The sequence below is a fragment of the Paraburkholderia fungorum genome, from assembly GCF_003610895.1.
GTDB classification, from domain to species: Bacteria; Pseudomonadota; Gammaproteobacteria; order Burkholderiales; family Burkholderiaceae; genus Paraburkholderia; species Paraburkholderia fungorum_B.
In genome coordinates, this window is sequence record NZ_MCAS01000034.1 from 281,777 (window position 1) to 297,094 (window position 15,318).

14 protein-coding genes are annotated in these 15,318 nt (G+C 65.5%); all 14 read left to right on the top strand.

All coding sequences use genetic code 11. The annotated features are described in order from the left end of the window. Positions 1-3 precede the first annotated feature (3 nt). The 14 genes from BCY88_RS27900 to BCY88_RS27965 all read left to right on the top strand — a co-directional run bounded on the left by BCY88_RS27900 (position 4) and on the right by BCY88_RS27965 (position 15,316). The gene (locus tag BCY88_RS27900; protein ID WP_120347378.1) at positions 4-1,701 is read left to right on the top strand and encodes an FAD-binding protein; all 1,698 of its coding nucleotides are present in this window, start codon (positions 4-6) and stop codon (positions 1,699-1,701) included. 20 nt (positions 1,702-1,721) lie between these two features. After that, positions 1,722-2,486 carry a glucose 1-dehydrogenase gene (locus BCY88_RS27905; RefSeq protein ID WP_120347379.1) on the top strand — a complete coding sequence of 255 codons (765 nt, stop codon included), beginning with the start codon at positions 1,722-1,724 and terminating at the stop codon, positions 2,484-2,486. An 11-nt stretch (positions 2,487-2,497) separates the two neighbouring features. Beyond that, entirely contained in the window at positions 2,498-3,622 is a 1,125-nt protein-coding gene (locus BCY88_RS27910; protein ID WP_120347380.1) for a ferredoxin--NADP reductase, read from the top strand. Positions 3,623-3,689: 67 nt separating this feature from the next. After that, entirely contained in the window at positions 3,690-5,330 is a 1,641-nt protein-coding gene (locus BCY88_RS27915; RefSeq protein ID WP_120347381.1) for a FadD3 family acyl-CoA ligase, read from the top strand. A gap of 76 nt (positions 5,331-5,406) precedes the next feature. Then, positions 5,407-6,303 (top strand): VOC family protein, encoded by an 897-nt coding sequence (locus BCY88_RS27920; RefSeq protein ID WP_120347382.1) that lies wholly within the window; start codon positions 5,407-5,409, stop codon positions 6,301-6,303. 53 nt (positions 6,304-6,356) lie between these two features. Beyond that, positions 6,357-7,241, top strand: coding sequence for a CoA transferase subunit A (locus tag BCY88_RS27925; RefSeq protein WP_120347383.1), 885 nt, complete (start codon positions 6,357-6,359; stop codon positions 7,239-7,241). Positions 7,242-7,251: 10 nt separating this feature from the next. Then, complete coding sequence (locus BCY88_RS27930) at positions 7,252-8,049, top strand: CoA-transferase subunit beta (protein ID WP_120347384.1); 798 nt, start codon at positions 7,252-7,254, stop codon at positions 8,047-8,049. Positions 8,050-8,057: 8 nt separating this feature from the next. Then, positions 8,058-8,951, top strand: coding sequence for an enoyl-CoA hydratase (locus BCY88_RS27935; RefSeq protein ID WP_120347385.1), 894 nt, complete (start codon positions 8,058-8,060; stop codon positions 8,949-8,951). Continuing rightward, the gene (locus BCY88_RS27940) at positions 8,948-10,030 is read left to right on the top strand and encodes an NAD(P)H-dependent flavin oxidoreductase (protein WP_120347386.1); all 1,083 of its coding nucleotides are present in this window, start codon (positions 8,948-8,950) and stop codon (positions 10,028-10,030) included. Before BCY88_RS27935 ends, BCY88_RS27940 begins: the two co-directional genes overlap by 4 nt. Positions 10,031-10,099: 69 nt before the next feature. After that, the gene (locus tag BCY88_RS27945) at positions 10,100-10,918 is read left to right on the top strand and encodes an enoyl-CoA hydratase family protein (RefSeq protein WP_120347387.1); all 819 of its coding nucleotides are present in this window, start codon (positions 10,100-10,102) and stop codon (positions 10,916-10,918) included. Then, on the top strand, positions 10,915-12,096 hold the full coding sequence (locus tag BCY88_RS27950; protein ID WP_120347388.1) for an acyl-CoA dehydrogenase family protein: 1,182 nt from the start codon (positions 10,915-10,917) through the stop codon (positions 12,094-12,096). The genes BCY88_RS27945 and BCY88_RS27950 overlap by 4 nt, the downstream gene beginning before the upstream one ends. Positions 12,097-12,178: 82 nt before the next feature. Further along, the gene (locus tag BCY88_RS27955; protein WP_120347389.1) at positions 12,179-13,240 is read left to right on the top strand and encodes an acyl-CoA dehydrogenase family protein; all 1,062 of its coding nucleotides are present in this window, start codon (positions 12,179-12,181) and stop codon (positions 13,238-13,240) included. Then, entirely contained in the window at positions 13,240-14,391 is a 1,152-nt protein-coding gene (locus tag BCY88_RS27960) for an acetyl-CoA C-acetyltransferase (protein WP_120347390.1), read from the top strand. Before BCY88_RS27955 ends, BCY88_RS27960 begins: the two co-directional genes overlap by 1 nt. 49 nt (positions 14,392-14,440) lie before the next feature. Continuing rightward, positions 14,441-15,316 (top strand): SDR family oxidoreductase, encoded by an 876-nt coding sequence (locus tag BCY88_RS27965; protein ID WP_120347391.1) that lies wholly within the window; start codon positions 14,441-14,443, stop codon positions 15,314-15,316. Positions 15,317-15,318 lie beyond the last annotated feature (2 nt).

A 15,318-nucleotide genomic window follows, 5' to 3' on the forward strand; every position in this document is an offset into this window, starting at 1 on the left:
GCGATGCAGAACCCTTCGTCCGCGTCGCAGGAATCGGCCACACCGGTCGAAGCGCCGCTCGTCGTCGACGACCCCGCCTGCGTGCGCTGGGACGACGTGTGCGACGTGCTGGTGGCGGGTTTTGGCGCGGCAGGCGCGTGCACCGCGCTGGAAGCGGCGGCAGCCGGGGCGAAAGTGCGGATCGTCGAGCGCTTCGAGGGCGGCGGCGCGAGCGCTAGAAGCGGCGGCGTGGTGTACGCGGGCGGCGGCACGCGTTATCAAACCGAAGCGGGCTACGGCGACACGCCCGAGGCAATGTTCGCGTACCTGCAGCAGGAAGTGGGCGACGCGGTGTCCGCGGCAACGCTCAAGCGCTTTTGCGCGGGCAGCGTCGATATGCTGCGCTGGCTCGAGCGTCTCGGTGTGCGTTTTGCCGCGTCGGTGCCGCCGCGCAAGACCTCGTATCCGCAGAACCGTTATTACCTGTACTACTCGGGCAATGAAGCCGTGGGCGACGCGGTGCGCGAACATGCGCCCGCGCCGCGTGGGCATCGCGTGGTCGGCGACGGCATGTCCGGGCGCGTGCTGTACGACACGCTGCGGCGCGCGGTGGAGGCGCAGCCATTCGTCGACACGATGCGCCATGCCAGCGTGCGCAGACTGGTCACCGACCGCAGCGGGCGAGTGATCGGCGCGCAAGTCTGGCAAGTGGCGCCTGGCCGTGCGCAGCGCGTCCATCGGCGGCTCGCGCGCTGGGCCGAGCGCCTGCATAACGGCATGCCGGCGTGGGCCGACCGCTTACGCGCCACGCTCCATCGCGTCGAGCAGCGCGAGGGCCGGCTCATCACGATCAAGGCCGATGCGGTGGTGTTGAGCACCGGCGGCTTCATCTTCAACCGGTCGATGGTGGCGCACTACGCACCGCGTTATCTGCCGAACTGGCGTCTTGGCACTACCGGTTGCGACGGTTCGGGCATCCGGCTCGGTTTGTCCGCCGGTGGCGTCGCGCAACGGCTCGAACGGGTGTCCGCGTGGCGTTTCATCAATCCGCCCTATGCATGGGCGCAAGGCTGCGTCGTGGATCGCCACGGCGAGCGCTTTTGCAACGAGGAAGTGTATGGCGCCGCGCTCGGCCACGCGATGTGCGAAACCCGCGAAGGGCATGCGTGGCTGATTCTCGACGCCCGGCTTGTGAAGCACGCGCTCAAGGAATGCTGGCGCGGCAAGCTGTGGGCGTTTCAGAGCGTGCCCGCGCTGCTGTTAATGCTGGCAGGCCGCAAGCGCGCCCGTTCGCTGGTTGGCCTTGCCGCACGCATTGGCGCTGATCCGGCGGTGCTCGAACGAACCGTCAATGCGTACAACCTGAGCGCGCTGAACGGCATCGACCGTGCGTTCGGCAAATCCGCTGCCATGTTGCAACCGCTCACGCACGGCCCGTACTACGCGATCGACATTTCATCGGACAGCCGCGTTTTCCCGTGCCCGTCGATCACGTTAGGCGGCTTGCGAGTCGACGAGACGAGCAACGCGGTGCTGTCGGCGCGGGGCACACCGATCGAAGGCCTGTTCGCCGCCGGCCGGGCTGCGTGCGGCCTCGCATCGAATCATTATGTGAGCGGCCTTTCGCTCGCGGACTGTATCTGGTCCGGCCGCCAGGCGGGCCGGGCCGCAGCGGGCGTGGTTCTCGCGAACGCCGCCCATTTCCTGACTGAAACTGACTGACACTGAAAGAGAGAACGAAGATGGGAGACAGACTCAAAGGCAAGATCGCCGTCGTGACGGGTGCGGCGAGCGGCGTCGGCAAACAGGACGCGTTGCTGTTCGCCCGTGAAGGCGCGCGCGTGGTGCTCACCGACGTCAACGAGGAAGCCGGCCGTGAAGTGGCGGCGCAGATCGGCGACGCGGCCCTGTTCGTGCGTCACGACATCACGTCCGAGAGCGGCTGGAACGATGTGTTCGGCGCGGCGCAAACGGCCTTCGGCACGCCGGACGTGCTGGTCAATAACGCGGCGGTGCTGCTGCTCGGCAGCATCGAGGACACCACACTCGAACAATGGCAGCGAGTACTGCAGATCAATGCCGAAGGCTATTTTCTCGGTTGCCGCGCGGCGGTGAAGGCGATGAAGGAGAAGGGCGGTTCGATCGTCAATATGTCGTCGGTGGCGGCTTTGGGCGGGCTCGGCATGTTCTGCGCCTATTCGGCCAGCAAGGGCGCGGTGACGGCCATGACGCGTGCCATTGCCGCGCACTGCAAGCAGCAGGGCTACAAGGTTCGCTGCAACACCATTCACCCGGACGGCATTCTCACGCCGATGACCGCGCCGTTCTTCGGTACTTCTGAAGAAACACGCGATGCGCTCACGCAATCGGTCGATCCGCATGCACGTATGTGCTTGCCGGAAGACATCGCCAATCTCGTGCTGTTCCTGGCATCTGACGAATCGCGCTTTATCAATGGCAGTGAGTACCGGATCGACAACGCGCAGTTGATCATGGGCGTGGCCTGAGTTCGCCCGCCATGGCCGATTCGCGTTTTCACCGGCTCAAAGTGGCGGACGTGATCGCGGAGAGCGCCGACGCGCGCTCTTTCGTGTTCGATCTGCCGCAGGCGCTGCACGATGCCTTCAGCTATCGCCCGGGGCAGTTCCTCACGCTCAAGGTGCCGTGCGCGGATGCCACCGTGCAGCGCTGTTATTCCTTGTCGAGCGCGCCGGGTATTGACCGCGCGCCGAAGATCACTGTCAAAAGGGTGCGCGATGGGCGCGTGTCGAACTGGATGTGCGACAGCATCCGGCCCGGCGACGAGCTGGACGTGATGGCGCCCGCCGGCGTGTTCACGCCACGTTCGCTCGACGGCGACCTGCTGCTGTTCGCGGGCGGCAGCGGCATCACACCGGTGCTGTCGATTCTCAAATCCGCGCTCGTGAACGGGCGCGGCATGCTGACCCTGATCTACGCGAATCGGGACGCGCAGTCAGTGATTTTCAGCGAGGAACTGCGGCAACTCGGACAGCGGCATGCGGGAAGACTGCGGGTGATTCACTGGCTCGACAGCGTGCAGGGCATTCCGCAGCAACGTCATCTGGAAGAGCTGGCGCGGCCGTGGAGCACGCAGGAATGCTTTATCTGCGGACCGGCGCTATTTATGGAGAATGCGCTGGCGGCCATGCTGGCGCTCGGGTTGCCGCGGGCGAAGGTGCATGTGGAGCGGTTTGCTTCACTGCCGGATTTGCCGGCGATGCCGGATACCGGCAAATCCGGCGCATCGGCCGTATCCGGCCTATCGCGCGTATCGGACGCGACCGCGGCGCCGGAGCAGCCAGACGTGCCTTCGGCCTCCGGATCAGGGCAACCGGCTCCCATCGCAAACGCCGCAATCGAAACCCTGCTCGACGGCAACACCTTCAGCTTCGTCTGCGAAACCGGCGAAACCCTGCTCGACGCGATGCTGCGCGCCGACGTGCCGGCCCCCAATTCATGCCGCAGTGGCCTGTGCGGCGCCTGCATGTGCCGGGTCGAGGCCGGCAGCGTGAACCTGAATGCCAACCACGTGCTCGATGCGGCCGATCTGACCGACGGCTGGACGCTGGCCTGCAGTGCGACGCCCGCCAGCCCGACGCTGCGCGTGGTTTTTCCCGACTAGGTTCGCGGTTCGCACACGCGGTTCTCGCGTGTTGCGCTTGCCGCGAACCCCATCCATCGAATCCATCATGACGCTCAACCACATCCTGACGACGCCCGCGCTGATCGCGCGCGGCGCCGCGCGCTACGGCACGCGCACCGCGATCGAAACCGTTCAGGGCAACCTGAGCTATGCGCAACTGGACGCCGCGCGAATCGAAGCGGCCCGCGCGTTGATGAGCTGCGGCATCCAGCCGGGCGAGCGTGTCGCGATCTGGGCGCCGAACGTCGCCGAATGGATCGTGGCGGCGCTGGCGATTCACAGCACGGGCGCGGCGCTGGTGCCGATCAATACCCGCATGAAAGGCCTGGAAGCCGCGGCGATTCTCGAGGACAGCGGCGCGCGGCTGCTGTTCTGCTGCGGCACCTTTCTCGGCGATTCGTATCCGGCCATGCTGGCCGCACATCGTCCCGCGACGCTGGAGCGGATCGTGGTGTTCGACGGCCCGGCAGGGGAAGCGGGCCGCTGCTGCGACGAGACCTGGGACGCGTTTCAACTGCGCGCGGCAGGCACCTCGATGGAAGCGTTCCGGGCCCGCGAGGCAGGGGTGCGTCCCGACACGCTGATGGACATCATGTTCACCTCCGGCACGACCGGCCGCCCCAAGGGCGTGATGACCACACACGGCCAGAATCTGCGCGCGGTTCACGATTGGGCGCAGATTGCGACGCTGCGCGAAAGCGACCGCTATCTGATCGTCAATCCGTTCTTTCATGCCTTTGGCTACAAGGCCGGCTGGCTCGCGGCGTTCGCGAGCGGCGCGACCGTGCTGCCGCATCTGGTATTCAACCCGGAGCGCGTGCTCGAACGCATCGTGCGGGATCGCATCTCCGTCCTGCCGGGGCCGCCGACGCTGTATCACGCGTTGCTGGACATGCCGGACCTGGCGACGCGCGATCTGTCGTCATTGCGGGTCGCGGTGACCGGTGCTGCCGCGATCGCGCCGAGCCTGATCGAACGGATGTGCGCGCAACTGGGCTTCGAAACCGTGCTGACGGGCTATGGCCTCACGGAGTCATGTGGTTTTGCAGCGCTGTGCCGCGGCGGTGACGATGCCGAGACGATCGCCAACACGTCGGGACGCGCAATGCCCGGTGTGGAGATTCGTATCGCCGACAGCAGCGGCGCAGCGCTTGCCGCCGGCGAGACAGGAGAAGTCCTGATTCGCGGCTACAACGTGATGCAAGGCTATTTCGGCGAGCAGGGCACCACATCCGACACGATCGACAGCGAAGGCTGGTTGCACACCGGAGACCTCGGCTCGCTCGACGCACGCGGCTATCTGCGGATCACTGATCGGATCAAGGACATGTTCATCGTGGGGGGCTTCAACTGCTATCCGGCGGAGATCGAGCGGCTGTTCAGCGCGCATCCCGCCGTGGCGCAAGTGGCCCTGGTCGGCATACCGGACGAACGGCTCGGCGAGGTGGGGCATGCGTACGTGGTGCTGCGTTCAGGCGAGCATGCAAGCCCGGAGGAATTGACCGACTGGGCCCGCAAGAACATGGCGAACTACAAGGTGCCGCGCCATGTCACGCTGGTCGAGCAGTTGCCCGTCAGCGCGGCCGGCAAGGTGCTCAAATACCGCCTTCGCGAAGCCGTCAGAAGTGACGCTGGAAGCGGCGTCGAAAGTCACGAAAAAACCGCTGAAAACACCGCTGCAAGCTAGTCCCAACAGACGATGTTAGCCACCCCCGGGACCGCCAGAATAAGCCTGACAACAACAGCTTCTGGAGGAGTCGGAGATGATCGATGTACGGGCTTTAGGCTACGTGGTCGTGCAGTCGGCGGATGCCAGCACATGGCGCGGCTACGCGGAAAACGTGCTGGGCATGCAGGTGCAGGACGCAACGGAAGGCGCGCTGTATGTGAAGATGGACGAGCGCGATTTCCGCTACCTGATCGTGCCCGGCGACGCCGATCGCTACTTCGCATCGGGTTGGGAGCTGGCCGACGCGGCCGCGTTCGACGACGCGATCCGCACCCTCGAGCTGGCCGGCGTGGAACCGATCCGCGCCAGCGCGCAGGAAGCCGCGCTGCGCCGCGTGCAGGCCATGGTGTGGTGCACCGACCCGTCCGGCAACCGGCATGAGTTCTTCTGGGGCGTGCGCGCCGATTTCCGCCGCTTCGCCTCGCCGCTCGGCGTACCCGGTTTCGTAACCGGCGCAATGGGACTCGGCCACGCCGTGCTGCCCGCCCCGCAATTCGACGCGACCGACACCTTCCTGCGCGACGTGCTCGGCTTCGAGCTTTCCGACATCTTCCGTGTGCGTTTCACCGACGACCCCGCCGAGCCCGAAAAGCGCATCCACTTTCTGCATTGCAGGAATGCGCGCCACCACAGCCTCGCGATCATGGACCTTGCCGTGCCGTCCGGCTGCATCCACGTGATGGCCGAAGTGGATTCGATGGACGAAGTGGGCCGCGCGCTCGACCGCGTCGCGGCGCATGGCGTGAAGCTTTCCGCCACGCTTGGCCGTCATTGCAACGATCACATGATCTCGTTCTACATGAAAACGCCGGGCGGCTTCGATCTGGAGTACGGCTATGGCGGCCTGACGGTCGACTGGGCACAGCACAACGTCTATGAAGCGACCCGCGTGAGCCTGTGGGGTCATGACTTCAGCGTGGGATTCCGCTAGGCCGTCATGAGAAAACTCGCAGAAACCCCGCAGCAAATCCGCAGGAATAACGCATGAAACCACTCGACAAAGCACTCAGCGCGCGCGATGCCGTTGCGCAACTCGCCGACGGCATGACGATCGGCATCGGCGGCTGGGGTCCGCGCCGCAAACCGATGGCCCTCGTGCGCGAGATTGTCCGCTCGAATCTGAAAGACCTCACCGTGGTCGCGTATGGCGGCCCCGACGTCGGGCTGCTGTGCGCGGCAGGCAAAGTCCGCAAGCTGGTGTTCGGCTTCGTCTCGCTCGACGTGATTCCGCTCGAACCGCATTTTCGCAGGGCGCGTGAGCAGGGCGCACTCGACGTCTGGGAACTCGACGAAGGCCTGCTGCAACTCGGCCTGCGCGCGGCAGCGGCGCGTTTGCCGTTCCTGCCGACGCGCGTGGGTCTCGGCACCGATTTGCTGAAGCACGCACCGCATTTGCGCACCGTGCAATCGCCCTACGGCGGTGAAACATTGCTGGCGATGCCGGCGCTTGAACTCGATGCGGCCTTGCTGCACGTCAACGCCGCGGACAGGATGGGCAATACGCGGATCGACGGTCCCGATCCGTTCTTCGACGCATGGTTCGCCCGCGCGGCGAAGAAGTGCTTCGTCAGCAGCGAAACGCTGGTCGAAACGCTGGCCAGCGACGACCTCGATCTCGCGCGCCGCAACACCTTCGAGCGGTCGCTGGTGAGCGGCGTGGTGCACGCACCGTGCGGCGCCCATCCCACTTCGTGCGCCCCTGCTTACGGCTGGGATCTGGCGCATCTGAAGGCCTATTGCGCGAGCGCGGAAGATCAGCAGCAAACAGCGGCCTACCTGAGCGATGTAGTAGGCGCCGACGAACCGGGTTATCTGCAACGCGCAGGCGGCCGGTCCCATGTAGCGGCGTTGCCGTTGCCGATTCTGTAATGGAGCGCAGATGAGCGACTCTCTCGATTATTCTCTCGCAGAACTGATGATCGCCGCGGCGGCGCGTGTCTGGCGCGATGACGGCGAAGTGCTGGCAACCGGGATTGGCACGGGGCCGCGTCTGGCCGCCGGTCTTGCGCGCCTTGCCTACAACGCGGGGCTGATGCTGACCGACGGTGAGGCTTACCTGGTCGAAAGCCCGGTGCCGCTCGGGCCGCGTGAAGCGGGCTATCGCGTGCAGGCGTCCGGCTTGATGACCTATGAGCGCGTGTTCGATTGCGTGTGGCATGGCAAGCGTCATGCGCTCGTGATGCCCACGCAGATCGACCGCTTCGGCCAGGCCAATATTTCCTGGCTCGGCGACGACTATGCGCGCCCCAAAACGCAATTGCTCGGCGCGCGCGGTTTTCCGGGCAATAGCATCAATCACGCGAATTCGTTCTTCGTTTCCGGTCATGGCAAACGTACGTTTGTGGCCGGTGAAGTCGACATGGTGTGCAGCGTGGGCTACAACCCGGCGCGCGAAATTGCCGGTATGCGTGCGTTCACCGATTTGCGCAGCGTGATCACCGATCTGTGCGTGATGGACTTTGGCGGCGCGAACCATGCGGTGCAGGTGCGCTCGCTGCATCCTGGTGTGAGCTTCGACGAAGTGCAGGACGCCACGGGTTTCGAACTGAAACAGCATTCCGACATGCACGTGACGCCGCCGCCGGGCGCCGACGATCTGCGCATCGTGCGCGCACTCGATCCGCACAATCTGCGTGCGAGCGTCGTGCGCAACAACCCCGCGCCGCGCCGCGTGTGAGGGACATCATGCAAGCCACTCACGAAAACGTTGTCGATTATCGCGTGAGCGACGGCATCGCCACGCTCACGATGAATCGCCCCGAGTATCACAACGCGCAGAACTCGAAGATGACGTATGCGCTCGACGCGGCATTCAAGCGCGCATCGAACGACGACGCAGTGAAGGTCATCGTGCTTGCCGGCGCGGGCAAGCATTTTTCGGCGGGCCACGATATCGGCACGCCGGGCCGCGACATCGATCAGTCGTTCGAGCGCACCTCGCTCTGGTACGACCATGTCGGCAAGGAAGGCGGCGAGTTTCTCTACGCCCGCGAGCAGGAGGTCTATCTCGGCATGTGCCGCCGCTGGCGCGATTTGCCCAAGCCTACCATCGCGATGGTGCAGGGCGCGTGTGTGGCGGGCGGTCTGATGCTGGCGTGGGTGTGCGACCTGATCGTCGCTTCCGATGATGCGTTCTTTTCCGATCCGGTGGTGCGCATGGGCATTCCGGGCGTCGAGTATTTCGCCCATGCGTATGAACTGAATCCGCGCATCGCCAAGGAATTTCTGTTTCTCGGCGAACGGATGGACGCAGCGCGTGCTTATCAGATGGGCATGGTCAACCGCGTCGTGCCGCGCGAGCGCCTGCAGGACACCACGACGGAAATCGCCGCGAAGATCGCGCGCATGCCGCGTCTCGGTTTGACGCTGACCAAGCAGGCCGTGAATCACGTCGAAGAATTGCAGGGCAAACGCGCGGCGATGGATGCAGCATTTGCCTGGCACCACTTCGCACATGCGCACAACGAACTGGTGAGCGGCGACAGGCTGGGTGGCTACGACGCCCGCAAGATGGCCGAATCGCAGCGCCCGGTTGCCGCCACGCATGCAGACGGCAAGGCCGAAGGAGAGGCCGCATGAGCGCGACGCTGCATACGCCCTTGTGCGATCTGCTCGGCTGCCGCTATCCGATCGTGCAGACGGCGATGGGTTGGGTCGCCGACGCGAAGCTCGTGGCCGCAACCTGCAATGCGGGTGGCTTCGGTTTTCTCGCCGGCGCGACGCTGGAAGCCGACCGTGTCGAAGCGGAAATTCTGCGCGTGAAGGAGCTGACGGACAAACCGTTCGGCATCAACTTCCATATGTTCCAGCCGAACGCGGCTCAGGTGGTCGATCTGGCGATCAAGCACCGGTTGCGTGCGGTGAGCTATGGCCGTGGACCGGACGCAAAGACGATCCGCCGCTTCAAGGACGCCGGCGTGATGTGCATTCCCACCGTGGGCGCACCGAAGCACGCGGCCAAAGCGGTCGAGCTGGGCGCCGACGCGGTCACGGTGCAGGGCGCCGAGGGCGGCGGCCATACCGGCTCGATGCCCACGACCTTGCTGCTGCCGCGCGTACTCGACGCGGTCGACGTGCCGGTGATCGCCGCAGGCGGTTTCTTCGACGGGCGCGGTCTCGCGGCGGCGCTTGGCTACGGCGCGGCAGGCATTGCGATGGGCACGCGCTTTCTGATGGCCGAAGAATCGCCGGTGCCGCGCTCGACGCTCGCGCGTTATGTGGAGGTCGACGATCCTTCGCAAATCCGCGTGTCCGCGGCACTGGACGGCTTGCCGCAGCGAATGATCGACAACCGCTATCTGCTGCGCCTCGAAGCATTCGGTCCGCTGCGCCGCACGCTGTTTGCGTTGCGCACGGCGGAAGCGTGGCGCCGCCAGAGCGGTATGAGCCTGGGCCAGATGGCCGCGCTCGGTTTCAAGGCACTGCGCGATCACAGCTACACCGCGAGCCAGACCTTGATGGCGGCGAATGCGCCGTTTCTGATTCAGCGCGCCATCGTCGAGGGTCAACCGGACGAAGGCGTGTTGCCGAGCGGTCAGGTCGCGGCGGTGATCGGCGCGATCGAGCCTTGCGAGACCTTGATCGCACGCATCGTCGACGAGGCTGTGGCACGGCTCGACGCGTTGGCGGCCATGCGCGGCATCGCCGTTCCCGCGTGAGCGACGCCTTCCCCGGCGCGACGCACGACCCGCTAAAGCAAACCCACATCATTCAGCAGGGACGCAGACATGACAGAACCCATCAATAGCGTTCGCCCGCTGCCGTTCAGGATCGAACGCGAAGGCGGTATCGGCGAGCTGGTGATCGACCAGCCGCCGGTCAATGCGCTCGATGCGCGCGGCTGGCAGGCTCTGGCCGACGCCATCGGCGCGCTCGGCCGCGACGACAGCGTGCACGTGATCGTGCTGCGCGGCGCGGGACGCGGCTTTTGCGCGGGCGTCGATATCAAGGAACTGGCGGCGCATCCCGAACGGATCGTTGCAGTCAACGCCGGCAATTACGCGACTTTTCGCGCGGTGCACCGCAACCCGAAGCCGGTGATCGTCGCGGTGCATGGTTTCGTGCTGGGCGGCGGTATCGGTATTTGCGGCGCGGCGGACGTGATCGTCGCGTCTGAATGCGCACGCTTCGGTGTGCCCGAAATCGACCGTGGTGCGATGGGCGGCGGCGCGCACCTGCAGCGCATGTTTGGCGTGCAGAAAGTGCGCGCCATGTATTTCACCGGCGACATGGTCGACGCGGCCGAAGCCTACCGGCTCGGTGCTGTCGAGCGCGTGGTGCCGCGCGAACAACTGCGTGACGCGGCCTTCGAGATCGCCCGCAAGATCGCCGCAAAGAGTCCGGCGATGCTGCAACTCGCGAAAGAAGCGCTGAACGGTGTCGAGGACGGCGATCTCGAAGGCAAATACCGCTGGGAACAGGGCTTCACCTTGCAGGCATACATGACGAACGATTCGGCGGAAGCGCGCTCGGCCTTCGTCGAAAAACGCGACGCCCAGTTCAACGGCGCGAACGAAGCCGAACGTCAGGCGGGAGCGCGCGCATGAAGCTCGACTACACGCCGGCGCAACGCGCGTTTCGCGCCGAGATTCGCAGCTGGCTCGCGGCCCATGTGCCGCGCGAGCCGCTGCCGAGCTTCGATACCGAAGCGGGTTTTGCCGCGCACAGGGAATGGGAGCGCACGCTGCATTCGGGCCGCTGGAGCATGGTGACGTGGCCACGCGAACTGGGTGGACGCGGTTGCGATCTGATCGAGTGGCTGATTTTCGAGGAAGAGTACTGGCGCGCCGATGCACCGATGCGCGTGAATCAGAACGGCATCTTCCTGCTCGGCCCGACCTTGATGGACTTCGGCACCGACGAGCAGAAGGCCCGCTTTCTGCCGGCCATGGCGGCGGGCGAACACGTATGGGCGCAAGGCTGGTCGGAGCCCAACGCGGGCTCCGACATGGCAGCGATCCGCGCGAGCGCGATCCGCACCGATGAGGGCCGAGGCGGCGAATACATCCTGAACGGCCAGAAGATCTGGTCGACCCGCGCGGTGTGGGCCGACTGGCTGTTTGGCCTCTTTCGCAGCGATCCTCAATCCACGCGGCACCATGGCCTGACTTTCCTGATGGTGCCGCTCTCGACCCCGGGCATTACCGTGCGGCCGATCCGTCAGTTGAACGGCCACACCGGGTTCGCCGAGATTTTCTTCGACGACGTGCGAGTGCCGGTCGAAAACCGGCTCGCCGGCGAAGGCATGGGCTGGCAGGTCGCGATGGCGACCGCGGGATTCGAACGTGGCTTGATGCTGCGCTCGCCCGCTCGTTTTCAACGCACGGCTGAAGCGTTGCGCGCGCTCTATCTCGCACACCGTGAGCAGGCCGATCGCGATCCGACCTTGCGCGACCGGGTGATCGGCTCGTGGATGGATGCGCAGGCCTATGCGCTCTCCACCTACGCGACCGCGAGCCGTTTGCAGAAGGGCGGCCACATTGGCGCGGAGTCGAGCACCAACAAGGTGTTCTGGTCCGAACTCGATCTGCGCATGCATCAGACCGCGCTCGATATTCTCGGCGCGCACGGCGAGATCGTGCCGCAAACGCAGGAGCAACACGCGGCGCTCGGCAACTGGCTCGACGGGTTCCTGTTCGCGCAGGCCGGACCGATCTATGCAGGCACCAACGAGATTCAACGCAACATCGTCGCCGAACGGATGTTGGGCATGCCGCGCTCGTAATGCCGGTGCTTGCCGGTGCCGTGGGCGGCAGGCAAGCCGCGGCGGCGCGCATTCAGACGCTTAAAGGATTGAGCGAGGAACTATGGATTTCGTATTCAACGAAGATCAGGAAGCGTTGGCGAGCAGCGTCAAGCGCTTTCTGATGACGGAGATGACGCCGGAGCTGATCCGCGAGTTGTGGGCCACCCCCACGGGCCGCTCGGCGCGCATGTGGGACATGTTCGCATCGCAAGGGCTGACGGCGGTGTCGGTGCCGGAAAGTCACGAGGGTCTCGGGCTCGGCGACGTGGAGTGGGCGCTGCTCGCGCAGACCTACGGCTACTTCGCGGGACCCGAACCGTTGCTCGACACGGCGCTCGTGGCGGTCGGCATGCTGGAAGGTTTGCCGGCGGGCGCGCAACGCGACGCGCTGTTGCGCGATATCGCAATGGGTGCGGCACGTGTCGCGATATCCCATCCGGTGAATCCGTATGTCAGCGATGCGCATATCGCGAAGGTGTTGTTGTGCGAGCGGGATGGCGAGTTGCATTGGCTCACGCCTGAGGCTTGCAAGCTGACTGCGGTGGAGAGCGTCGACCCCTCACGCCGGCTGTTCGAACTCGATTGGCAGGCAACGCCGCACACGCGGGTCGCAACGGCCGCTGAAGCGCAGCCGTTGCTGGCGCGCGCACTCGACCAGGGCGCGTTTGCCGTCGCCGCGCAATTGCTCGGGCTCACGCAGCGCGTGCTCGATGTCGCCATCGATTACAGCGCGCAGCGCAAGCAGTTCGGCAAGCCGATCGGCTCGTATCAGGCGCTCAAGCATCTGCTCGCCGACGTCGCGATCCGCTACGAGTTCGCGCGGCCGGTGGTGTATCGGGCCGCCTGCGCGATCGCCGACAACGATCCGCAGCGCGCGCTCTACGTCTCCCACGCGAAGCTCGCCGCGACGGCCGCCGCGCAGCTCGCCGCGCGCCATGCGATGCAGGTGCACGGCGCGATCGGCTACACGTGGGAACTCGACCTGCAGATTTTCATGAAACGTATCTGGGCGCTCTCGGGCAGTTGGGGCGACACGACGTTTCACAAGACCCGCGTGGCCGACGCGCTGATCGAGTCCTGTGCTCCGATCGGACCGGCACGCACTTTCGAACTGGAATCGTGATGAAACAGGCTTATATCGTCGATGCGTTGCGCACGCCGACCGGCCGCCGCAAAGGTGGACTCGCGCAGGTGCATGCCGCGGATCTTGGCGGCTTCGTGCTGAAGGAACTGGTTGCCCGCAACGCCATTCCCGCCGATGAATACGACGACGTGGTGTTCGGCTGCGTCGACACGATCGGCCCGCTGGCGGGCAATATCGCCCGCACCTGCTGGCTCGCCGCGGGTTTGCCGTTGACGGTGCCGGGCGTCACGGTGGACCGTCAATGCGGGTCGTCGCAGCAGGCGGTGCATTTTGCCGCGCAAGCCGTGATGAGCGGCACGCAGGATGTGGTGGTGGCGGGCGGTGTGCAAACCATGACCCAGATTCCGATTTCGTCGGCGATGACGGCGGCTCAGCCGCTGGGGTTTACCGATCCGTTCTCGGGCAGCATCGGCTGGCGCGCGCGATTTGGCGATGCGCCGGTCTCGCAGTTCCATGCGGCGCAACGGATCGCGGATCACTGGAACCTGTCGCGCGAAGCGATGGAGCGCTATGCGCTGGAGAGCCATCGGCGCGCGTTGGCGGCGATCGAAGGCGGGCACTTTACGCGTGAAATCGTGCCGTTCGCCGGTGTGTTGCATGACGAGACGCCGCGCAAGGACACGACGCTCGCCAGGATGGCGTCGCTCGAACCGCTGATGCCCGGCGGCGCGCTGACGGCGGCCGTTTCGAGCCAGACCTGCGATGCGGCGGCGGCGCTGCTGATCGTCTCCGAGGAGGCACTCAAGCGTTACGGCCTCACGCCGCGCGCCCGTATTCATCATCTGAGCGTGCTCGGTGACGATCCGCTGTGGATGCTCACCGCGCCGATTCCCGCAACACGTCACGCACTGAAGAAGGCCGGCCTCGCGCTCGCCGACATCGACGTGGTGGAACTGAATGAAGCGTTTGCCTCGGTGGCGCTCGCGTGGCTGGCCGAGACGCGCTATCCGCACGAGAAGACCAACCCGAACGGCGGCGCGATCGCGCTTGGCCACCCACTCGGCGCCACCGGCGCGCGGCTGATGACGAGTCTGCTGCACGAGCTTGAACGCACGCAAGGGCGTTACGGATTGCAAACGATGTGCGAGGGCGGCGGCCTTGCCAACGTCACGATCATCGAGCGCCTGTAAGCGTAACCGTAAGCGCAACCAGGCGCATCACTGTCTACGAGGATCAAGCATGGGAATCTGCAACGAACGCACCGTGATCATTACCGGCGCGGGGGGAGGGTTGGGCCGCGAATACGCGCTGGCGTTTGCCGCCGAGGGTGCGGCGGTCGTGGTCAACGATATTCGTCAGGAGGCCGCACAAATCGTCTGCGACGAGATCGTGCGAGCCGGTGGCCGGGCGCTGGCCAACGCTGACGACATCACGCGTGTCGAGACGGCGCAACGCATTATCGACGCCACGCACGAAGCTTTCGGCGAGATTCATGTGCTGGTGAACAACGCGGGCATTTGCCGTGACCGGATGTTCACCAGCATGACCGAGACCGATTGGGACGACGTGATGCGGGTGCATCTGCGCGGGCACTTCTGCCTTTCGCAACTGCTGGCACGCGAGTGGCGCGACGCGTCGAAGGCGGGGCGCGAGGTGGATGCGCGCATCGTCAACACGAGTTCGGGGGCGGGACTGCAAGGGTCGATCGGCCAGGCGAACTATGGTGCGGCCAAAGCGGCCATCGCCGCCTTGACGCTGATGCAGGCTGCGGAATTGCAACGCTACGGCGTACGGGTGAACGCGTTGGCGCCGGCGGCGCGCACTTCGATGACCGAAGGCGTGTTCGCCGAGATGATGAAAAAACCCGCCAATGGATTCGATTACTTCGATCCGGCCAATGTTGCGCCGCTGGTGGTCTGGCTCGGCAGCGCTGAATCGCGTGACGTGACCGGTCAGGTGTTCGAAGCGGCGGGCGGCATGATCGCAGTGGCCGAAGGCTGGCGTACGGGGCCGCGCATCGATATCGGCGCACGCTGGCAGGTCACGGCGCTGGGTGGGGCGGTCGCGGCGCTGGTTGCCGAACGCGAGCCGGCGCAGCAGGTCTACGGAAGCTGACG